Source organism: Mesorhizobium sp. 131-2-1, assembly GCF_016756535.1.
GTDB lineage: Bacteria > Pseudomonadota > Alphaproteobacteria > Rhizobiales > Rhizobiaceae > Mesorhizobium.
In genome coordinates this window covers 1,336,777-1,355,335 of sequence record NZ_AP023247.1, presented here as the reverse complement: position 1 = coordinate 1,355,335, position 18,559 = coordinate 1,336,777, and the positions used below count along the sequence as shown (strand labels likewise).

Below are 18,559 nucleotides of genomic sequence, written 5' to 3'. Positions count from 1 at the left end.
TTAGCCCCAATGCCCCAGCACCGCGGTGATCGAGATCGCCGCCATGGCCAGCAGCGCCAGCTTCCAGAAATCGCCGCGCCGCTTCAGCCCCGGCCAGCCGAGCGGCTTGATCAGCTGGATGAGCATGATGCCAATGATGACGAGCGCGAGGAGTTTCGACATGGCGCCTTTGAGCAGCATCGAAGCCCGCTGTCAAAGCCGACGTAGCGCTTCCAAGCCCAGGCGGAACCGCGCAAGACAGCCGCTTCCCCGTGTGCCCGCCGGGCTGACCGCAATCTTCTTCAGAGACCTGCCATCCTCCTGACAGACTGCTGTCAGGAGGGGTGTGCGATAGTGTCCTCATCGAAAAAGAGGAGACTAGCCATGACCGGTAACACGATACTGCGTAGCGTGCAGCACTATGTCGGCAAGATCCGTACGATGCGCAACGAGATCCGCACCCAGCGTTTCATGGATGGCCTGCCCGCGGACATCCGCAAGGACATCGGCTGGCCGGACATGTATGCCAACGGCCGGCACCTCGACCATTAGGCGATTTTTTTGGGCGCCGCGCTTGGATGCGGACACTGCGGCGCCCAGATGTAGAAGCGACGTGACGGAAATAATTCGGGCCATCTGGCCTGCAGAGTGGGTGGGTGCTGCAAGATGTGGGCACGCGATCGTCGGCGGATATGCTGAACCCTCCTGACAGTATGCTGTCAGGAGGGCCGTGTCATGGTGTGGCAGGAGTAGAGAGTGGCCTTCGCATGGTGAAGAGCTGGAACGACAGGCTGAACACCCCGGGAGTCAATGGCATCAAGCCATCGCCGCGGACCTTCGCTGACGTTGTCGAGGGCCAGCCGATGCTGGTGCCGACGGCGCGTCAGGTCGACGATTTCATCCGCTCGATCCCGGAGGGCGTGGAGATGGACGTCCGCGCGCTGCGCACCGCGCTCGCCGTCGAGCACGGTGCCGAAGTGACATGTCCGGTCACCATCGGCTATCATCTGCGCACGGTTGCCGAGGCCGCCGGCGAGGATCTCGAACGCGGCATGGCGCTGACTGACGTGGCGCCCTTCTGGCGGGTGCTGGACGCCAGGACGCCGACCACGAGTAAATTGTCCCTTGGCGCGGAATTCGTCGCCGTCCAGCGCAGGCGCGAAGGGCTGAAGCCATAATGCATGTCGCCCAAGAGTGGGAGCCGGTTTTGGGACCACGGCATGCATGGAAACAACATTGAGGAACCATACGATGCGTCGTGCCGACAGGCTCTTCCAGATCGTGCAGCATTTGCGCGGCGGCCGTCTGGTCACTGCCCAGAAGCTGGGCACGTGGCTCGAGGTTTCCGAGCGCACGATCTATCGCGACATCGCCGACCTGCAGTCGACCGGCGTGCCGATCGACGGCGAGGCGGGCGTCGGCTACATGATGAGGGAGGGTTTCGACCTTCCGCCGCTGATGTTCACGCGTGACGAGATCGTGGCGCTGGTCGCCGGCGCCCGCATGGTGCGCGCCTTCGGCGGCGCCGCCATGGCACGGGCCGCTGATGAGGCGCTGGTCAAGATCGGCGCCGTGCTGCCCGATACCGAGAAGGACCGCATCGCCCGCACCGAGATCCACACGCCGATGTGGGTGGTGAGCGATGCCGCGCGCGAGGCGATCGACCTGATCGAGCGCGCCATCGAGAAGCGCCAGGTCCTGACCATCGACTATTCGGATGAGGCCGGGCGCGGCACGGCGCGCGACATCCGGCCGCTTGGCCTGTGGTTTTGGGGCAAGGTGTGGACGCTGGTCGCATGGTGCGAGATGCGCGACGATTTCCGCGCCTTCCGCATCGATCGCATCGCCTCAGTGGTGATTGCCGGCCGCGTCTACAAGCCGGAGCGAGGCAAGCAGCTCGCCGACTTCTACCGCGCGGTGGAGCGCAGCGAGGATTACGGCATGACGCCGGACCGTGCGGCGCGCAGCTAGTGCATGTCGCCCGTGCTGCGGTTCTGGGAAACGACATGAAGACGAAGACTTAAGCGCGTCGACTGAAACCGCTTCGCGGCGACGCCCTTCAAGCCGCGAAAGGCAGTTAACAAAAAAGGCCCGCTCGAGCGGGCCTTTTTGTCGGTCTGGCGAGTATCCTACTCCTCGTCGTCCGTATCCTTGTCCTTCGACTTCAGTGCCGAGAGCTTGGCGAAGACGGCGTTGGCGTCGAGCTCGGCGTCCTCGTCCTTCGGCTTTTCGGGGGCCGGGACCAGCCGTTCCGTCAGCGCCGCCGGCAGCAGCGTATCGCCGACCGGCTGCGCCTGCTCGCGGCCGCGCGAGGCGCGGTTGACTTCCATGTCGAGGTCGATCTGCGAGGCCAGCCCAAGCGTCACCGGGTCCATCGGCTGCAGATTGGCCGAATTCCAGTGCTTGCGCTCACGGATCTGCTCGATCGTCGATTTGGTCGTGCCGACCAGGCGCGATATCTGCGCGTCCTTCAATTCGGGATGGTTGCGCACCAGCCACAGAATGGCGTTGGGGCGGTCCTGGCGCTTCGACAGCGGCGTGTAGCGCGGGCCCTTGCGCTTGGATTCCGGCACCCTGACCTTGGGGTCGGACAGCTTCAACCGATGGTTCGGGTCCTTCTCGGCGCGCGCGATCTCGTCGCGGGTCAGCTGACCGGTCATGATCGGGTCCATGCCCTTGATGCCTTGCGCCGATTCGCCATCGGCGATCGCCTTGACCTCGAGCGGATGCAACCCGCAGAACTGCGCGATCTGCTCGAAGGAGAGCGCGGTGTTGTCAACCAGCCAGACGGCGGTCGCCTTGGGCATCAGCAGCGTGTTGGCCATTTCCAAAAATCCTTCTCGTTCGCCCGCGTTCCCGCGCGGGCGGTGGTTTAGAGCCACCAAAATGGGAAATTCGCGGCCTGTATAACCGCTCCGTCACCATTTCGCAATGTTTTTGGAGAGCCGCGAGAAGAGAGGCCGGGCATAGCCGCGGCTCAAGAAAGACAAAACCCGCCGGACTGGGTCCAGCGGGTTTGGAACCGGAGACGAGCAAGCGTCTGCAACGGCTCTGGCTTCGCGACGCGATCCCGGCCTTGCGGCCGGGGCGCGTTTGAAATCAAAGAGCCTGGCGGGCGATACGCTCGATGTCGGCGCGGTTGATGCCGAGGTCGCTCAGCTGACGGGCATTGAGCTTGTTCAGCTCGCGCACGGTCTCGTTGTACATGCGCCAGTTACGGAAAGCGCGGATCGGGTTCATGGCAGTTCTCCAGTCGTTGGTGATTTGTTCGATGCCGCGTAAATAGGCATCGCCGCCTAAGAATTGAACGGACGCTTTTGCATGGCGGCAATGCGTTTGTTGCAATGCAGCATTAAGGCTTTGTTCATGGTGCCTGCGGTGGCACGCGCACCCAGGAGGATGTGTCGAGATTCAGGTCAGGCTGAGCCGAGAATGGTGGTTTCCGAGAACCGGAGCGGAGCGTACTTAAAGTACGTGAGCACCGGAAGCGCAGGAAGCCGTCATTTGCAGGCCAGCCTCACCTGAATGTCGATGCATCCTAGTCGACGTCGAGCACGATCTTGCCGATATGCTCGCCATCCTCCATCCGCTCATGCGCCCGCCAGGCTTCGCTGAGCGGCAGGATCGTGTCCATCACCGGCGCAATCTTGCGGCTGCCAAGCAGCGGCCAGACCTGCGCCTCCAGCGCCGCCGCGATCGCCGCCTTGAATTCGACCGTGCGCGGCCTCAGCGTCGAGCCGGTGTGGGTGAGACGCTTGACCATGAGCTTGGAGAAATCGACGTTCGCCGCCGCCCCGCCCTGCACGGCGATCTGGACGATGCGGCCTTCCACCGCCGCGGCCTCGTAGTTGCGCGTCACATAGTCTCCGGCGATCATATCGAGGATGACATTGGCCCCCTTGCCGCCAGTCGCGTCCTTGACCGCGGCGACGAAGTCCTCCTCGCGGTAATTGATCGCGCGGTCGGCGCCGAGCTTCAGGCAGGCGTCGCATTTCTCCCTGCTGCCGGCGGTGGTGATGACATAGGCGCCGAAAGCTGACGCCAGCTGGATCGCCGTGGTGCCGATGCCCGACGAACCGCCATGCACGAGCAGCGTTTCGCCGCGCTTCAGGCCGCCACGCTCGAACACATTGTGCCAAACGGTGAAATAGGTCTCCGGCACCGCCGCCGCTTCGGTATGGGTGAAGCCCGCCGGCAGCGGCAGCACGCTGCCGGCATGCACCTTGACATATTCGGCATAGCCGCCGCCTGGGGTGAGCGCGCAAACCCGGTCGCCGATGCGCCAGCGCGATATCTCGTCGCCAAGTGCGGCGACCTCGCCCGAGACTTCGAGGCCGGGCAGGTCGGAGGCGCCGGGCGGCGGCGGATAGGCGCCCTTGCGCTGCAGCACATCCGGCCGGTTGACCCCCGCGGCACGCACCCGGATCAGGACCTCGCCCGGCCCCGGCACGGGCACGTCACGGGTTTCCGGCTTCAGCACCCGCGGCCCGCCGGGCTCGGAGATCGCGATCGCCGTCATCTTCGCCGGAATCTTCTGTCCGCTCGCCATGAACTGTCCCGTCCTCATCTGGCCGGCTTGGCCGGCCGTTTGCATCAGCGCCCCTGCCCTATGTATGCTCATTGTCGAATCCGGCAAATGGCATATCAGGGAGGAGCGACGATGGCGATCTTCGACGACGAACCCGTAAAGAAAGCGCGCCCGCATGAGATCGGGCAGGATCTGGCCCTGCTTTCGGTCGATGAATTATCCGAGCGGATCGGCATGCTGCGCGACGAGATCGCTCGACTGGAAACCGAGCTGAAGGCCAAGAGCTCGACCAAATCGGCCGCCGAGGCGCTGTTCCGCCGCGGATAGCGTTGAAGGCAGCGACGCTTGCCGCCGAAAAGCCCGAATGCGCCTGTCAGACCGGCGCCACGAAACCTGAGCCGGATCAGCCAATGTTTGCAACCTACAGACCGATCCTCTCGCTGCTTCGCGGCACCGCTTTCCTGCTCGCGGCGTCCGGCCTGCACGGGCTTCTGTTGCCGCTGCGCGGCCAGTTGGAGGGCTTTTCCACGGCATCGCTGGGCCTGATGGGCACGGCCTGGGCAGGCGGCTTCGTCACCGGCTGCTTCTTTGCGCCGCGCCTGGTGCGTCGTGCGGGCCATGTCAGGGCCTTTGGCGCCTTTGCGGCGTCGGGCGCCATTGTCGCCTTGCTCACCGGCCTCATCATCGATGAATATGTCTGGATCCTGCTGCGTGCCTTCACCGGCTTCACCATGGCCGGCGCCTTCATGGTCATCGAAAGCTGGCTGAACGAGAAGGCCACCAACGAGAACCGCGGCACGGTCTTCGGCCTCTACATGATGGTCACCTATGCCTCGATCATGGGGGGCCAGATGATCGTCGCCGGCGGCGACGTGAAATCGGCCTCGCTGTTCATGATCACCGGCATCCTGTTCTGCCTGTCGCTGATCCCGACCGCCGTCTCGACGCAGTCACATCCGAAGCCGCTGCAGGACGTGAAGCTCGACGTGAAGGGGCTTTACGCCAATTCGCCGGTGTCGGCGATCGCCTGCCTGTTGATCGGCATTGCCAACGGCGCCTGGGGCACGCTCGGCGCCGTCTATGGTGCCCGCATCGGCATCTCGACGGCCCAAATCGCGCTGATGATGAGCCTGGTGGTGGTGGCTGGAGCGGCCATGCAGCTTCCGGCGGGACGCCTCTCGGACAAGACCGACCGCCGTTTCGTGCTGGCGGGCGCCGCCTTTGGCGCGGCCTTGTTCGCCATCATCGTCTTCCTTTTCGAGCCGCGCTCCAGCGTCTTCGTCATCGTGCTGACCGCCGCCTATGGCGCCTTCGCCTACACGCTCTATTCGATCGCCGTGGCGCATGCCAACGACCACGCCCGGGCCGAGGATTTCGTCAAAGTGTCGGGCGGCCTGCTGCTGCTCTATGGCTTCGGCACGATGATCGGGCCGCTGCTCGCCGCCGGCCTGATGGGCTGGGTGCGTCCGGAAGGCCTGTTCCTGGCCACCGCGCTCGCCCATCTTTGTCTGGCGGCCTACACACTGCTGCGCATCAGCCGCCGCGCCCCGGTGCCGATCGAAAACCGCGACGCCTTCAAGACCCAGCCGGCCGATCGCTCGGTTACGCCGGAGGCCTTGCGGCTCGATCCGCGCAGAAAGGCTGAAACCAATGGTTGAGATTTGGGAAACTTTGCCTCACAAATGAGGGATGATGTTTTCTGATGCCTTTGTGGCAATTGCCGATCCCAACCGGCGCTATCTTCTCGAAGAGCTCCGGCGCGGCCCGAAGACCGTCAACGAACTGGCCGCCGGCCTGCCCGTCTCCCGTCCGGCCGTTTCGCAACACTTGAAGGTGCTGCTCGAGGCCGGCCTGGTCAACGCCAAGGCCGAAGGCACAAGACGTGTTTATGCGGTCAGCAATGCCGGCTTCCTCCGGTTGAACATCTGGCTCGATCAGTTCTGGGAAGCCGGGGAACTGGGCTCGCCCGGAAGCTGAAAGCCGGATCCGGCATCTAGCCTTTATTATAGGGAAACAGCTTGAAATAGGGCTGCGCTTCCTCGATTACGCGGGCGACCGACGGGCGTGCCAGCAGGCGGTCGTGATAGCCCGTCACGGCGGGATAGCGGTCTCCGAACGGCTCGACCTTGTTGGCGTAGAACAGCGCCGGCGCCGCCGCGCAGTCGGCCATGGTGAAGGCTTCGCCAACCGCCCACGTCCTCGACCGCATCTCCTTTTCGATGATGGCATAGGAGCCGCGCAACTGCGCCCGCGCCTGCTCGACACCGAACGGATCGGTCTGGCCTTGCGGCCGCAGCCGGTCGCCGACGATCTTCTGCATCGGCTCCTGCACATAGAAATCGTAGAAGCGGTCGGCGGTCCGAACCTCGCGGGCAAGGTCGATATCGCCGGGGATCAGCGCGACCGGGCCAGGGTAGTAGGCGGCCAGATACTCGATGACGATGGTCGATTCAGGCACCGTCTGCCCACGCGCCTCGTCGCGCAGCACCGGCATCTTCCCCGCCGGCGACAGTTTCAGGAACGCGGCGCGCGATTGCTCGTTGCCAAGATCGACAATGACGGCATCGAACGGCGTGCCGTTTTCATAGAGCGCGATCAGTGGCTTCCAGCAGAAGGATGCCAGCGGGTGGAGGTGCATGGTCAGGGACATTGGCTTGCTCGCTTCCATTCGGCTGGATTGGGTGGATAGGGTCTCTGGTCTCGACAATGGCGAAGGCACTGTCACGTGGGTGACGGATCAGGCCGCGCCCCGCGCCGCCCGGTCATGCGCTGCGATGGCAGCGATCATGACGGCCCAGTCGTCGGGATGCAATTCGTGGCCGCCGCCTTCGATGCGCGCAAGTCTTGCGCCGGCAACGGCCGCGGCGAGTGCAGCGCCATGCTCGACCGGAAAGATTGGGTCCGCCGTGCCATGGATGGCGAGGAGCGGAGCCTCGATGCCATGCAGGCGGCCACTCCAGTCTCCGCCGCCCTTGAGCAGGAAGTGGTTGGTCGCGCTGAGCAGGCCTTCGGACCGGTCATAATCCTGTTCGACGAACGCTTTCGTCCGTGCCTCGTCGAACGGATGCGCGATGCTGGCCAGCGCGCGCGCATCGCTGACGATGAAGTCGACCACCTGGCTGCGATCCGACCAGTCGACCGTTTCGCCCGCCGTCGAATGCTCTTTGTAGGTTTCGGTCATTCCCGGCAGATGCGAGGTATCGATGCCGACAGGCGAACTGCTGATGACAGTCAGCGCGGCGACGCGCGATGGATGCTTCAGTGTCACGAGCTGCGCGATCATGCCACCCATCGACATGCCGACCACATGCGCTCTTTGGACACTATGATCATCGAGCACGCGGATGGCATCGTCGGCCATGTCGTCGAATGTGTAAGGCGGTGCGCCCGGCGGATATTTGCTTGAGCTGCCGGTATCCCTGTTGTCGTAGCGGATCACGAACAGGCCTTCACCGGCCAGCTTCCGGCAGAACGCCTCCGGCCACCACAGCATCGACGCCATGGCGCCCATGATCAGCAGAACCGCCGGATCGGCGGAGTTGCCAAATGTTTCTGAGACGATCAGCGGCTGCTCGTTCGTCTTCATGGCCGGTTCCTCCTGCTCGTAATCTGATTGCATTTTGCAATCAGTTGCACGATAATAAAACTGATACGATAATGCAACCGGTTTTTTCTGGAGACTTGCATGAACACCGATCACCGCTCGGGCTGCCCGATCAATCTGTCGCTCGAAGTGTTCGGCGATCGCTGGAGCCTGATCATCCTGCGCGACATGATCTTCGGCGGCAGGCGCCACTTTCGCGAACTGCTCAACGGATCGATCGAGGGCATCGCTTCCAACATCCTTGCCGACCGGCTGAAGCGGCTGATGGAACTGGGCATGCTGACCAAGGCCGACGATCCGAGCCACAAGCAGAAGGCGATCTACAGCCTGACCGAGATGGCGATCACCCTGGTGCCGATCCTGGCGCATCTCGGCGCCTGGGGCCGCGTCTGGCTGCCGGTCAGCGAGGAGCTTTCAGTCCGCGCCGAACTTCTGGAAAAGGGCGGCCCGCCGCTATGGGAGCGCTTCATGGACGACTTGCGCCACGAGCATCTGGGCGCGCCGATCCACCATGCAGGGCCAACCGTGCGGGCAACCTTGCAGGCCGGCTACGAAGCCGTGGTCGCCCGCAAGGCCGCCGCCGGCAATACGGCACTTTGAGCAACTTATTTCCCAATTGCGGTCAGGCTCTGCTACCAATGGGCCAGAGAAAATGTTTGGGATTGGATAACGCTCTTGGTTGCGAACTCTAAGGATACTGCCCGTGCGCGGGCGGATTTGCGTTTCAAGAAGCAGGAGGAGGCCGCAACGGTCCGCCAGCTGGCGATGGCCGAATATGCCGCCGAGAGCGACGCCCGCCAGGCCAAGACCAACAGGCTGAGGGCGCTGCGGCTGGCCAAGGAAGCGGAAGACCTCGCCAACGCACCTGCGACTCCCGCGAAGAAGCCGGCGCGCGCCAAGAAGAAGTAAACCTGGCCATGCGTCGTCTCCGATCGCGGCCTGGAAGTAGCCGGGCGGTGACGCCATAGCGGCTTGCGCCGCTTGACGGCGCGACCAGAATGCCGCTGCCTTCGATTTCCGATTTCGCATCCTCACGCGAAGCAATTTCTACCGAAACCGGGATTTTGCATCCCGCGTACACGGTCGATGATTGACGCATTTCAACAGGAGACTGCCATGACCGCGCTGACACTCGAAAAGGCCAAGCAAATCATCGATGCCGCCTTCGCCAAGGGTGCCGAGCTGAAGCTCAGGCCGCTCGGCGTATCGGTGCTGGATGCCGGTGCCCATCTGGTTGCCTTCCAGCGCCAGGATGGCGCCTCGTTCCTGCGTCCGCAGATGTCGGCCGGCAAGGCCTATGGCGCGCTTGCCATCGGGATGGGCTCGCGCCGCGTCGAGGCTTTCGCCAAGGAGCGCCCGCATCTGGTCGCCGGCATCTCCGACGTCTCCGGCGGCCGCGTCCTGCCCGTCGTCGGCGGCGTGCTTATTCGTGACAATGCGGGTGTCGTCATCGGCGCGGTCGGCATTTCCGGCGACACATCGGACAATGACGAGGCCGCGGCCATCGCCGGCATCGAGGCGGCCGGCTTCACCGCCGATCCAGGCTGAGCCGGAGGAACTTCGTCATCCCAGGGCGAAGCAGGAGCGAAGCTCCGTCGCGAAGGCCCTGGGATCCATTCCGTGACCTCGGCCGAAGGATGCAGCGGAGCAGAACTCTGCACCGCAGCAGCGTTCCTAAGGCACGGCATGGATCCTATGGTCTGCGCCGCGTCGCTTCGCTCCTTGCTCCGCCATAGGATGACGACGCATTGAACGTGCTCCGCCAATCGCCAAGGCATGCGATCTGAAAGCGGCTCGTCGAAACTGGACTAGTTAAGGTTGATATCCCGGCTCGCCGACCGCATCGACACCGAGAAGCCGGCGAGCACGTCGAACAGGGCGATGATCATCAGTGTGAAGAAGACCGAATGCGCCGCCCCCTTGACCAGCAGGAACTCGACCAGGAAGGCGATGAAGACCAGCGTCGACAACAGATGATCGAGGATCGATGCGTTGGTTGTGCGCACCGATTTTGAGATCTCGACGAACAGGAAGATCAAGCCGATCAGCACCATCAGGTCGCCGAGCGTCATCGAGAACACGCCGCCCGACATCATCCGGAACGAAAAGATCTCGTTCGCCCAGGGATCGTCGCCGCTGCCGAATATCCCGAGAAGCCCGAGATTGTAGAGGACGAAGGGCACGATCAGCAGGGGGATGGCACCGAACATCTGGCGTCTCCGGTTGAGCTGCTTTCAGTAGCAGCCCGCCGGCCTTCCCCGTCAAGAAGTTTCATGCGTGGCCGCTAACACGCTCGAAGACCGTGCGAAACAAGGACGTCAGCGAAGGGTCCCGCGGGCCGGTAAGGCCACAAAGACCGCCACGCGCGGCGGTCCGTCCGCGGTCGGCCTGGGAACAGCGATGCATGGCGATGGGTGAAACCAAATGCAAAAAGACCGGCCAATGGCCGGTCTTTTGGAAGTCGCGAAGCGTCGGAAGCTTCTCAGCTTTCCTTCGGCTCCAGGACCTGGCGGCCGCGATACATGCCGGTCTTCAGGTCGATGTGGTGCGGACGGCGCATTTCGCCGGAATTCTTGTCCTCGACATAGGTCGGGGCCTTGAGAGCGTCGGCCGAGCGGCGCATGCCGCGCTTCGACGGAGAGGTTTTTCTTTTTGGAACGGCCATGGATATGCTCCACTACATGGTCAAAATGCCCCGACAACCCTCGCGAAAGGGCCGCATCGAGGCCATAATCTGAGAAAGTCGGGTGCCTATACACGCCCTGCGCCGTTTTGGCCAGCACCGCGGCGAATTTTTTTGAGCCGACGCCAGCTCGTCCTAGTCAAGGCAACCCACATAGGCTCCCGACCTGCCCGCGCGCCGCTCGATCAGCGCCGCCAGCCGCCTCAGTCCCGGCCCCGGCTTGGCCGGGTTGCGGGCGATCGGGTTGGGCAGCGTGACGGCGAGCAGCGCCGCCTGCCGGCGCGACAGTTTGCTTGCCGAAACGCCGAAATGATGCTGCGCGGCGGCCTCGATGCCGTAGATGCCCGGTCCCCATTCGGCGATGTTGAGATAGATCTCCATGATGCGCCGCTTCGACATCACGGCATCGAAATAGACCGCCAGCGGCAGTTCGACCACCTTGCGCACCGTGCCCAGCGGCCGCGACCACAGATAGAGGTTCTTCACCGTCTGCATGGTTATGGTCGAGGCGCCGCGCGTCGCCTCGCCGGCCAGCGCGTCGTCGACGACGCCGCGCAATTCGCCGAGATCGACGCCGCGATGGAAGCAGAACTGCCCGTCCTCCGACATGATCACCGAATGCGCCAGCACCGGCGACACGTCGTCGATCGAGACCCAGCGCCGGTCATAGCCGGAGAACGTCACGAGGTCCTTCAGCATCAGCGTCGAGACGGGGTGAACGAAGGACGGCAGATAGAGGAAGGTGAGCACCACCGGTATCACCGCCAGCACGGCGGCGACGACCAGGCAGCGCCGGCCAAGGCGCTTGAGACCGGCGCGGTTCAGGCGCCTCGGCCGCGCCATGTCCAGTCCTTCGATTTCATGATCGACGATCGGTTCCGTCAAGCCGCCCCACCCGTGCCACAAGCTCAACCGGCATAATGGCGAGAGGCTTCTTGCGCAATGTCTGAGTGTCGGCTACCGCTCCTGGCCATGGCGAAAGACGACGAAATTGCGTTCGAAACCGCACTTCTGGCGCGCGCGGCAGCGATCGAGGCATTGTTGAGGCGGCTCCTCGACGCGCGCACGCTGTCCGGTGAGATCGCCCGCCCGAACCGGCTGATGGCGGCCATGCGCCATGGCGTGCTGAACGGCGGCAAGCGTCTGCGCCCCTTGCTGGTGATGGAAAGTGCGGCGCTCTTTTCCGCCGATGGCGAGGCGGCGATGCGCGTGGCGGCGGCGCTCGAATGCGTGCATTGCTATTCGCTGATCCATGATGATCTGCCGGCCATGGATAACGACGATCTGCGCCGCGGCCAGCCGACCGTGCACCGGGCCTTCGACGACGCCACCGCCATCCTTGCCGGCGATGCGCTGCTGACCCTTGCCTTCGACATCCTCGCCGACGAGGCGACGGCACTGCCGGCGGAGCGCCGGGCGGCGCTGGTGCTGGCGCTTGCCCGCGCCGCGGGCATCGGCGGCATGGTCGGCGGCCAGATGCTCGACCTCAACGCCGGGCGCAGCCCGCCGGACGAGGTCGGCATCATCCGGCTGCAGGCGATGAAGACCGGCGCTCTGATCCGCTTCGCCTGCGAGGCCGGCGCCGTCCTCGCCGGCGCGCCGCCGGAAGACCGCGAGCGGCTGGCCGAGTTCGGCTCGGCGATCGGACTTGCCTTCCAGCTTGCCGACGACCTGCTCGACCTGACAGCGGATTCGCACCAGATGGGCAAGGCGACCGGCAAGGACGCCGCCGCCGGCAAGGCGACGCTTGCCGCGTTGCACGGCGCCGACTGGGCCCGCGAGCAACTCCACGGCCTCATCGATCAGGCGCACGCGCTGCTCGAACCTTATGGCGACCGCGCCGCCCTGCTAAAGGAAGCGGCGACGTTCGTGGCGACGCGGAACAGCTGACAGCGCAGCGTTAGCAAGCGACGCTGCCAGCCAGGCACCGATCCGATCTTCACAGCCTTGCCTCCGCGAAAATACGGGATGCCCATTCCAGGAAAGCGCGAAGCCGCGGAGCGAGCTGCCGGTTCTGCGGATAGAGCGCCGACAGCGGCGTCGGCGTCGGCGGGAAATCCTGCAGCACCTCGACCAGCGTCCCGTCCGCCAGATCCTTTTCGAGCCGATAGCGTGGCGCTTGGATAAGCCCGAAGCCCAGGCGCGCCAGCTCGGCCGCGGTGTCTGAATTGTTGACCTTCACCCGACCCGGAAGCATACGCCTATGCACCCTTGCCCCGATCATGAACTCCAGCGGCAGGATTTCGCCTGTGCGCGAGGAGACGAAACCGATGGCCTGATGGCCCTCCAGCGCGTCGGGCGACGCCGGCACCCCGTGCCGCTCCAGATAGCCCGGGCTCGCACAGGTGATTTCGCTGATCATCGCCAACCGTCGCATGATCATACCGCTGTCCTGCGGCTCGCCGGCGCGAATGACGCAGTCGACGCCTTCGCGTACCAGGTCGACCAGCCGGTCGCCCTGGCCGATATGGAGATCGATCTGAGGATAACGTTCTAGGAACGCCGGCAACCCCGGCAGCAGGAACCTCTGCGTCAGCAGCGGATGCGCGTCGATGCGCAACAGGCCGCGCGGTTCGGTGCTCCGGAACCCGGCCTCGGCATCCTCCACTTCCCCTAATATCGACAGGCAACGCTCGTAATAGGCCTGCCCGTCGAGCGTCGCGGCGACATGGCGCGTGGTTCTGTCCAGCAGCCTGGTGCCCAGATGATCTTCCAGCTGCTGGATCGCTTCGGTGGCGGTCGAACGTGGCAGGCCGAGATCGGCCGCCGCCGCGGTGAAGTTGCGCCGCTCCACCACCCGCACGAACAGCCGCATCCTGTCGAGTCGATCCATACCTGGATTGTTCGCTCTGTCCGAATGCTGCTGTCAATAGTGGGCTGATTATCCGGCCGATGTCGCAGTCTATATCGCTTCAGGACAACGAACGGAGAGCGATCATGCAAAACTTGCGGACAAGAACGGCGATCGTGACAGGTGCTTCCAGGGGCATCGGTGCGGCGATCGCCAAACGCCTCGCCCGGGACGGCATTGCCATCGTCGTCAACTATGCGCGCGGCAAGGACGATGCCGAGGGGGTCGTCTCGGACATCGAGGCCGCCGGCGGTACCGCACTCGCGGTTCAGGCCGATATCGGCGAACCGGCCGCCATGGCCGTTCTGTTCGATGCGGCCGAAAAGGCTTTCGGCAGCATCGATATTCTCGTCAACAACGCCGGCATGATGAAGCTCTCGCCGATTGCACAGGCCGACGACGTGCTGTTCGAACGCCAGGTCGCCGTCAATCTCGGCGGCACGTTCCGCGGCATGCGCGAAGGCGCCCGACGCCTGAACGACGGCGGGCGCATCATCAACTTTTCTTCAAGCGTGGTGGGCTTCTTCCAGCCGAGCTATGGCGTCTACGCGGCAACCAAGGCCGGCGTCGAAGCCATGACGCATGTGCTGGCCAAGGAACTTGGCCCGCGCCGCATAACGGTCAACGCCGTCGCGCCCGGCCCGGTCGGCACGGATCTCTTCATGGACGGCAAGAGTGCCGCGCAAATCGAGGCGATAACGAAGCTCATCCCGCTCGGCCGCCTTGGCCAGCCGGATGACATTGCCGGGCTCGTCGCCTTCCTTGCCGGTCCGGACAGCCAGTGGGTCAACGGCCAGGTCATCCGCGCCAACGGCGGCGCGATCTAAAGCAATTCCAGCAATGTGCGCTGCGAACGCATCGGCCTCGCCGACCTTCTCCATCCGCCTTCGTAAAATCCAACGCGAAAGGAACCAGAAAATGCCCTTTGCCAACTTCAAGATGCCCGAGGCCGCCCTCACAAAAGCGCAGAAGGAAGATCTCGTCCACAAGACCACGCAGATGTTCGTCGACTATTTCGGCGAGGGTGTGCGCCCCTACACCATGGTGCTGATCGAAGAGGTTCCTGATGGAGGCTACGGCCGCGCCGATGAAGTCTTCGTCCTTCCCGATGCCTATCGGGCTAAGGATGTTGCCTGATATGAACAACGCGAGCCGCTTGTCGAGCGGCTCGCCTTTCCGAGCGAATGCAATGGTCTATTTTTGACAAGCGAACACACGATCGCGTAGGGGACCGTTCGATCCACCCCCGCCCAGGTCGGACCTCAGCCTCTTGCGGCCGCATTGGCGACCACATACACCGAATAGAGCGACTGCCGCGCCGTGATGAACAGGCGGTTGCGCTTGGGTCCGCCGAACGTGAGGTTCGCCACCGTTTCCGGGATGCGGATCTTGCCGATCAGCGTGCCGTCCGGGTCGAAGCAATGCACACCGTCACCGGCGCCGGCCCAGACCCGGCCCGTCATATCCACCCTGAAGCCGTCGAACAGGCCGGCTGTGCAGTCCGCGAAGACGCCAAGCTCCTTGAGTGAGTTGCCTTCGACGGCGAACTTGCGGATGTGCCGCGGCCCGTCCTTCTGGTGCGTGACGCCGGTGTCGCCGACATAGAGGATGGTCTCGTCCGGCGAGAAGGCGAGACCATTGGGCTTGGCCATCGTCGACACGACCCGCGTTACCTCACCCGTGGCGGGATCGGCGCGATAGACGTGACAACCCTCGATCTCCTGCTCGGCGCGGTCGCCCTCATAGTCCGTCGCGATGCCGTAGGGCGGATCGGAGAACCACACCGTGCCGTCGGAGCGCACCACAACGTCGTTGGGCGAATTCAGCCGCTTGCCCCCGAAACGGTCGGCGATCACCGTGATCGACCCGTCATGCTCGGTGCGGGTGACGCGGCGCGACCGGTGCTCGCAGGTGACCAGCCGCCCCTGCGTGTCGACGGTGTTGCCGTTGGCATTGCTGGACGGCGCGCGGAAGACCGAGACCACGCCATTGGTTTCGTCGTAGCGCATGAGCCGGTCATTCGGGATGTCCGAGAACACCAGATACCGGCCGGCCGCGAACCACGCCGGACCTTCCAGCCAGCGCCCTCCGGTCCACAGCCGCTCGACCGCCACATGGCCGACGAAGCAGCTTTCGAAGCGCTCGTCGAGAACCTCGAAGCCGGCGCCCTCTATGTCTCCGAACATGCTTGGTCCTCCGCGAAAACGGCTCATCGATAGCCTTCGCGGCGTGCCACTTTCAAGACTTGACCTGCAAAAATGTTAGCGATAACATCGATGCCAATTCAGTCCGTCTGCTTGGCTTGGGAGGGCCATAGATGCGGCCCAAGCTCATCGAATTCATCGACATCTCCAAGCGGTTCGGCGGCACAATGGCGCTGAAGTCGGTCTCGCTCGACATCCACGAAGGCGAGATCGTCGCCCTGCTCGGCGAGAACGGCGCCGGCAAGTCGACGCTCATCAAGACGCTTGCCGGCATCCACAAGCGTGATCAGGGCACGATCCTCTTTCGCGGCGAGGACTACCACCACCGCCCGCCGCGCCCCAACCAGCCCCAGAAGGTCGCCTTCATCCATCAGGACCTCGGCCTGATCGAATGGATGACCGTGGCCGAGAATGTCGGCATGGCGCAGGGCTTTTCGCGCCGCTCCGGCCTGATCGACTGGCGCGACACCGAGCGTCGCGCCGAGCGCGCGCTGGCACTGGTCGGCTGCGCCTTCGATCCGGCGACGCGCGTCCAGGATCTTTCACGCACGGAAAAGTCGCTAGTGGCCATCGCCCGCGCGCTCGCCACCGAAGCCGATGTCCTGGTGCTCGACGAGCCGACGGCGAGCCTGCCGGCCGACGAGGTCGAACGCCTGTTCGAGGCGCTGCGGCCGCTGCGCGAGCGCGGCGTCGGCATGATCTATGTCTCGCACCGGCTGGACGAGGTGTTCCGCATCGCCGACCGGGTCGCCGTCATGCGCGATGGCCGCATGGTCGCGGTGAAGCCGGTCGCCGAGACCACACCGCAGGAACTGGTCGATCTCATCGTCGGGCGCCCCGCGCATCAGATGTTCGCCAAGTCGCATTGGCAGGACGGGCCGGAGCGCCTGAAGGTCGAGGACCTGCGCTGCGGCAGCGTCGGTCCGGTCCGCTTCGAGGCGCGATCGGGTGAACTGCTGGGACTGGTCGGCCTGCGCGGCGCCGGGCAGGAGGCCGTCGGGCGCGCGTTGTTCGGCGCCGAACCTTTCGATGGCAATGTCTCGCTCGATGGCAAGCGCCTCGACCTGTCCTCGGTCGGCGCCGCCCTTGCCGCCGGCGTCGGTCTGATCGCGCGCGACCGCACCGACGAGTCGGTCGCGCTGTCGCTTTCCGTGCGCGAGAACATGTACCTCAATCCGTCGGCCGTCGGCCGCGGGCTGTTCTCCTTCATGAAACCGGCACGGGAGAGCGAGCTCACCCAGGAGCTCGGCGCACGGCTGGGGTTGAGGCCCAACGATCCGCATTTGCCGATCGAGGCGCTGTCCGGCGGCAACCAGCAGAAGGTGGTCGTCGGCCGCTGGCTGGCGACGGGGCGCAAGCTCCTGATCGCCGAGGACCCGACGGCGGGCGTCGATGTCGGCGCCAAGGCCGAGATCTACCGGCTGATCGCGGCGGCCGTCGAGGCCGGGCTCGCGGTCATCGTCGTCTCCACCGATTTCGAGGAGGTCGCCCATATCTGCCATCGCGCCCTCGTCTTCTCGCATAACCGCATCGTGCGCGAGCTGGCCGGCGATGCCTTGACCACGGCGGCGCTCATCCACGCTGCTTCCGTGTCCGAAGCCGCCTGAGGAGGATCCATGAACTCGATCAAATCGACGGCGCTGGAGCCGACCCGCTCGGAACTGTCAGGACTGAGCTTCGGCCAGAAGGCGGCGCGCTATCTGCCAGTCTACGGCCTGCCGATCCTGACGCTGCTCTTGATCCTGCTGTTCTCGCTGCTCTTGCCCAGGACGTTCCCGACGCTGCTCAATTTGCGCTCGATCGTCTCCGACAAGGCGATCATCGCGCTGCTGTCGCTGGCGGCGATGATCCCCATGGCCTCGGGCCGCATCGACCTGACGGTGGGCTACGGCATCGTGCTCTGGCACATCTTGGCCATCAGCCTGCAGACCGCCTTCGGCGTGCCGTGGCCGATCGCGGTGCTGATCGTCATCCTGCTCGGCGTGCTGACCGGCTTCATCAACGGCTGGCTTGTCGAGGTGGCGCGCATCGATTCCTTCATCGCCACGCTCGGCACCGGCACCGTGCTCTACGCTTTGGCCATGTGGTACACCGGCGGCCGCCAGGTGGTCGGCGTGCTGCCTGACGGCTTCCTCTCCCTCAACGGCACGATGCTGTTCGGCTTGCCGATCACCGGCTACTACGTGGTCGTCCTGGCGCTCGCCATGTGGCTGGTGCTCGAATACATGCCGCTCGGCCGCTACCTCTACGCTATCGGCGCCAACCCGAAGGCCGCCGCGCTCAACGGCATTCCGGTGCAGAAATTCGTCATGGGCGCCTTCGTCGCCTCGGGCGCGCTGACCGCGCTGGGCGGCGTGCTGCTCGCCTCGAAGCTCAGGATCGGCCAGGCCAGCGTCGGCCTCGAATATCTGCTGCCGGCGCTGGTCGGCGCCTTCCTCGGATCGACCACCATCAAGCCCGGCCGCGTCAACGTCTGGGGCACGATCGTCGGCGTGGTCATCCTTGCCGTCGGCATTTCCGGCATCCAGCAGTTCGGCGGCTCGTTCTGGGTCGAGCCGCTGTTCAACGGCGTCACCCTGCTCGTCGCGATCGGCATTGCCGGCTACGCGCAGCGGCGCCGCGGCGCTGTCGTGCCGCCCCAGGCGCCTGCCAATCAACCAGCCACCAGCCAACCAACAAAGACAACCAACAATGCTTAATGGGAGAAACA

General features: G+C 64.6%; 25 protein-coding genes. 14 read left to right on the top strand and 11 right to left on the bottom strand.

Annotation, left to right across the window (positions count from 1 at the left end; translation table 11 throughout):
• A complete protein-coding gene (locus tag JG743_RS06645; protein WP_202303192.1) occupies positions 1-180 on the bottom strand; it encodes a hypothetical protein in 180 nt (59 codons plus the stop codon).
• 183 nt (positions 181-363) lie between these two features.
• Between JG743_RS06645 and JG743_RS06640 the strand changes: the two genes are divergently transcribed.
• The 3 genes from JG743_RS06640 (at position 364) to JG743_RS06630 (ending at position 1,950) form a co-directional block, all read left to right on the top strand.
• Entirely contained in the window at positions 364-531 is a 168-nt protein-coding gene (locus JG743_RS06640) for a hypothetical protein (protein WP_202299015.1), read from the top strand.
• A 215-nt stretch (positions 532-746) separates the two neighbouring features.
• Positions 747-1,157: a hypothetical protein gene (locus tag JG743_RS06635; RefSeq protein ID WP_202299014.1), complete on the top strand. Its 411-nt coding sequence runs from the start codon at positions 747-749 to the stop codon at positions 1,155-1,157.
• 73 nt (positions 1,158-1,230) lie between these two features.
• Entirely contained in the window at positions 1,231-1,950 is a 720-nt protein-coding gene (locus tag JG743_RS06630; RefSeq protein ID WP_202299013.1) for a helix-turn-helix transcriptional regulator, read from the top strand.
• A gap of 158 nt (positions 1,951-2,108) precedes the next feature.
• On the opposite strand, the gene JG743_RS06625 is transcribed toward JG743_RS06630, so the two are convergent.
• The 3 genes from JG743_RS06625 to JG743_RS06615 all read right to left on the bottom strand — a co-directional run bounded on the left by JG743_RS06625 (position 2,109) and on the right by JG743_RS06615 (position 4,528).
• Complete coding sequence (locus tag JG743_RS06625; protein ID WP_202299012.1) at positions 2,109-2,804, bottom strand: DUF1013 domain-containing protein; 696 nt, start codon at positions 2,802-2,804, stop codon at positions 2,109-2,111.
• Between the two features lie 274 nt (positions 2,805-3,078).
• A complete protein-coding gene (locus tag JG743_RS06620) occupies positions 3,079-3,219 on the bottom strand; it encodes a DUF1127 domain-containing protein (protein WP_127285985.1) in 141 nt (46 codons plus the stop codon).
• A 298-nt stretch (positions 3,220-3,517) separates the two neighbouring features.
• Positions 3,518-4,528, bottom strand: coding sequence for an NAD(P)H-quinone oxidoreductase (locus tag JG743_RS06615; protein ID WP_202302478.1), 1,011 nt, complete (start codon positions 4,526-4,528; stop codon positions 3,518-3,520).
• Between the two features lie 111 nt (positions 4,529-4,639).
• Here JG743_RS06615 and JG743_RS06610 point away from each other — a divergent pair, with 111 nt between their 5' ends.
• From JG743_RS06610 to JG743_RS06600, 3 genes are all read left to right on the top strand, one after another.
• A complete protein-coding gene (locus JG743_RS06610; RefSeq protein ID WP_202299011.1) occupies positions 4,640-4,834 on the top strand; it encodes a DUF1192 domain-containing protein in 195 nt (64 codons plus the stop codon).
• A gap of 83 nt (positions 4,835-4,917) precedes the next feature.
• A complete protein-coding gene (locus tag JG743_RS06605) occupies positions 4,918-6,165 on the top strand; it encodes an MFS transporter (protein WP_202299010.1) in 1,248 nt (415 codons plus the stop codon).
• Between the two features lie 31 nt (positions 6,166-6,196).
• Positions 6,197-6,484, top strand: a complete 288-nt coding sequence (locus tag JG743_RS06600; RefSeq protein WP_202299009.1) for an ArsR/SmtB family transcription factor — start codon at positions 6,197-6,199, stop codon at positions 6,482-6,484.
• 16 nt (positions 6,485-6,500) lie between these two features.
• Here the strand turns inward: JG743_RS06600 and JG743_RS06595 are convergent, their stop codons facing one another.
• Positions 6,501-7,157 (bottom strand): glutathione S-transferase family protein, encoded by a 657-nt coding sequence (locus JG743_RS06595; protein WP_202299008.1) that lies wholly within the window; start codon positions 7,155-7,157, stop codon positions 6,501-6,503.
• An 87-nt stretch (positions 7,158-7,244) separates the two neighbouring features.
• Complete coding sequence (locus JG743_RS06590) at positions 7,245-8,093, bottom strand: alpha/beta fold hydrolase (protein ID WP_202302476.1); 849 nt, start codon at positions 8,091-8,093, stop codon at positions 7,245-7,247.
• A 99-nt stretch (positions 8,094-8,192) separates the two neighbouring features.
• Between JG743_RS06590 and JG743_RS06585 the strand changes: the two genes are divergently transcribed.
• The 3 genes from JG743_RS06585 (at position 8,193) to JG743_RS06575 (ending at position 9,659) form a co-directional block, all read left to right on the top strand.
• Positions 8,193-8,711, top strand: coding sequence for a winged helix-turn-helix transcriptional regulator (locus JG743_RS06585; RefSeq protein ID WP_202299007.1), 519 nt, complete (start codon positions 8,193-8,195; stop codon positions 8,709-8,711).
• A 75-nt stretch (positions 8,712-8,786) separates the two neighbouring features.
• Positions 8,787-9,020 carry a hypothetical protein gene (locus tag JG743_RS06580; RefSeq protein WP_202299006.1) on the top strand — a complete coding sequence of 78 codons (234 nt, stop codon included), beginning with the start codon at positions 8,787-8,789 and terminating at the stop codon, positions 9,018-9,020.
• A gap of 207 nt (positions 9,021-9,227) precedes the next feature.
• Positions 9,228-9,659 (top strand): GlcG/HbpS family heme-binding protein, encoded by a 432-nt coding sequence (locus JG743_RS06575; RefSeq protein WP_202299005.1) that lies wholly within the window; start codon positions 9,228-9,230, stop codon positions 9,657-9,659.
• Between the two features lie 260 nt (positions 9,660-9,919).
• On the opposite strand, the gene JG743_RS06570 is transcribed toward JG743_RS06575, so the two are convergent.
• The 3 genes from JG743_RS06570 to JG743_RS06560 form a co-directional block, all read right to left on the bottom strand.
• Complete coding sequence (locus JG743_RS06570; RefSeq protein WP_202299004.1) at positions 9,920-10,321, bottom strand: hypothetical protein; 402 nt, start codon at positions 10,319-10,321, stop codon at positions 9,920-9,922.
• 272 nt (positions 10,322-10,593) lie between these two features.
• Complete coding sequence (gene rpmF, locus JG743_RS06565) at positions 10,594-10,776, bottom strand: 50S ribosomal protein L32 (protein ID WP_006203806.1); 183 nt, start codon at positions 10,774-10,776, stop codon at positions 10,594-10,596.
• A 153-nt stretch (positions 10,777-10,929) separates the two neighbouring features.
• Entirely contained in the window at positions 10,930-11,637 is a 708-nt protein-coding gene (locus tag JG743_RS06560; RefSeq protein ID WP_202302474.1) for a transglycosylase domain-containing protein, read from the bottom strand.
• A gap of 129 nt (positions 11,638-11,766) precedes the next feature.
• On the opposite strand from JG743_RS06560, the gene JG743_RS06555 reads away from it, so the two are divergent.
• Positions 11,767-12,684, top strand: a complete 918-nt coding sequence (locus JG743_RS06555) for a polyprenyl synthetase family protein (RefSeq protein WP_202299003.1) — start codon at positions 11,767-11,769, stop codon at positions 12,682-12,684.
• Positions 12,685-12,733: 49 nt separating this feature from the next.
• Here the strand turns inward: JG743_RS06555 and JG743_RS06550 are convergent, their stop codons facing one another.
• The gene (locus JG743_RS06550; protein ID WP_202299002.1) at positions 12,734-13,627 is read right to left on the bottom strand and encodes a LysR family transcriptional regulator; all 894 of its coding nucleotides are present in this window, start codon (positions 13,625-13,627) and stop codon (positions 12,734-12,736) included.
• A gap of 104 nt (positions 13,628-13,731) precedes the next feature.
• Here JG743_RS06550 and JG743_RS06545 point away from each other — a divergent pair, with 104 nt between their 5' ends.
• Positions 13,732-14,472, top strand: a complete 741-nt coding sequence (locus tag JG743_RS06545) for an SDR family oxidoreductase (protein WP_202299001.1) — start codon at positions 13,732-13,734, stop codon at positions 14,470-14,472.
• A 91-nt stretch (positions 14,473-14,563) separates the two neighbouring features.
• Complete coding sequence (locus JG743_RS06540; protein ID WP_126057951.1) at positions 14,564-14,782, top strand: tautomerase family protein; 219 nt, start codon at positions 14,564-14,566, stop codon at positions 14,780-14,782.
• Between the two features lie 125 nt (positions 14,783-14,907).
• Here the strand turns inward: JG743_RS06540 and JG743_RS06535 are convergent, their stop codons facing one another.
• Entirely contained in the window at positions 14,908-15,831 is a 924-nt protein-coding gene (locus JG743_RS06535; RefSeq protein WP_202299000.1) for an SMP-30/gluconolactonase/LRE family protein, read from the bottom strand.
• A gap of 131 nt (positions 15,832-15,962) precedes the next feature.
• Between JG743_RS06535 and JG743_RS06530 the strand changes: the two genes are divergently transcribed.
• Together JG743_RS06530 and JG743_RS06525 are read left to right on the top strand one after the other, a co-directional pair.
• Entirely contained in the window at positions 15,963-17,456 is a 1,494-nt protein-coding gene (locus tag JG743_RS06530) for a sugar ABC transporter ATP-binding protein (RefSeq protein ID WP_202298999.1), read from the top strand.
• 9 nt (positions 17,457-17,465) lie between these two features.
• Positions 17,466-18,548, top strand: coding sequence for an ABC transporter permease (locus tag JG743_RS06525; RefSeq protein ID WP_202298998.1), 1,083 nt, complete (start codon positions 17,466-17,468; stop codon positions 18,546-18,548).
• Positions 18,549-18,559: the final 11 nt, after the last annotated feature.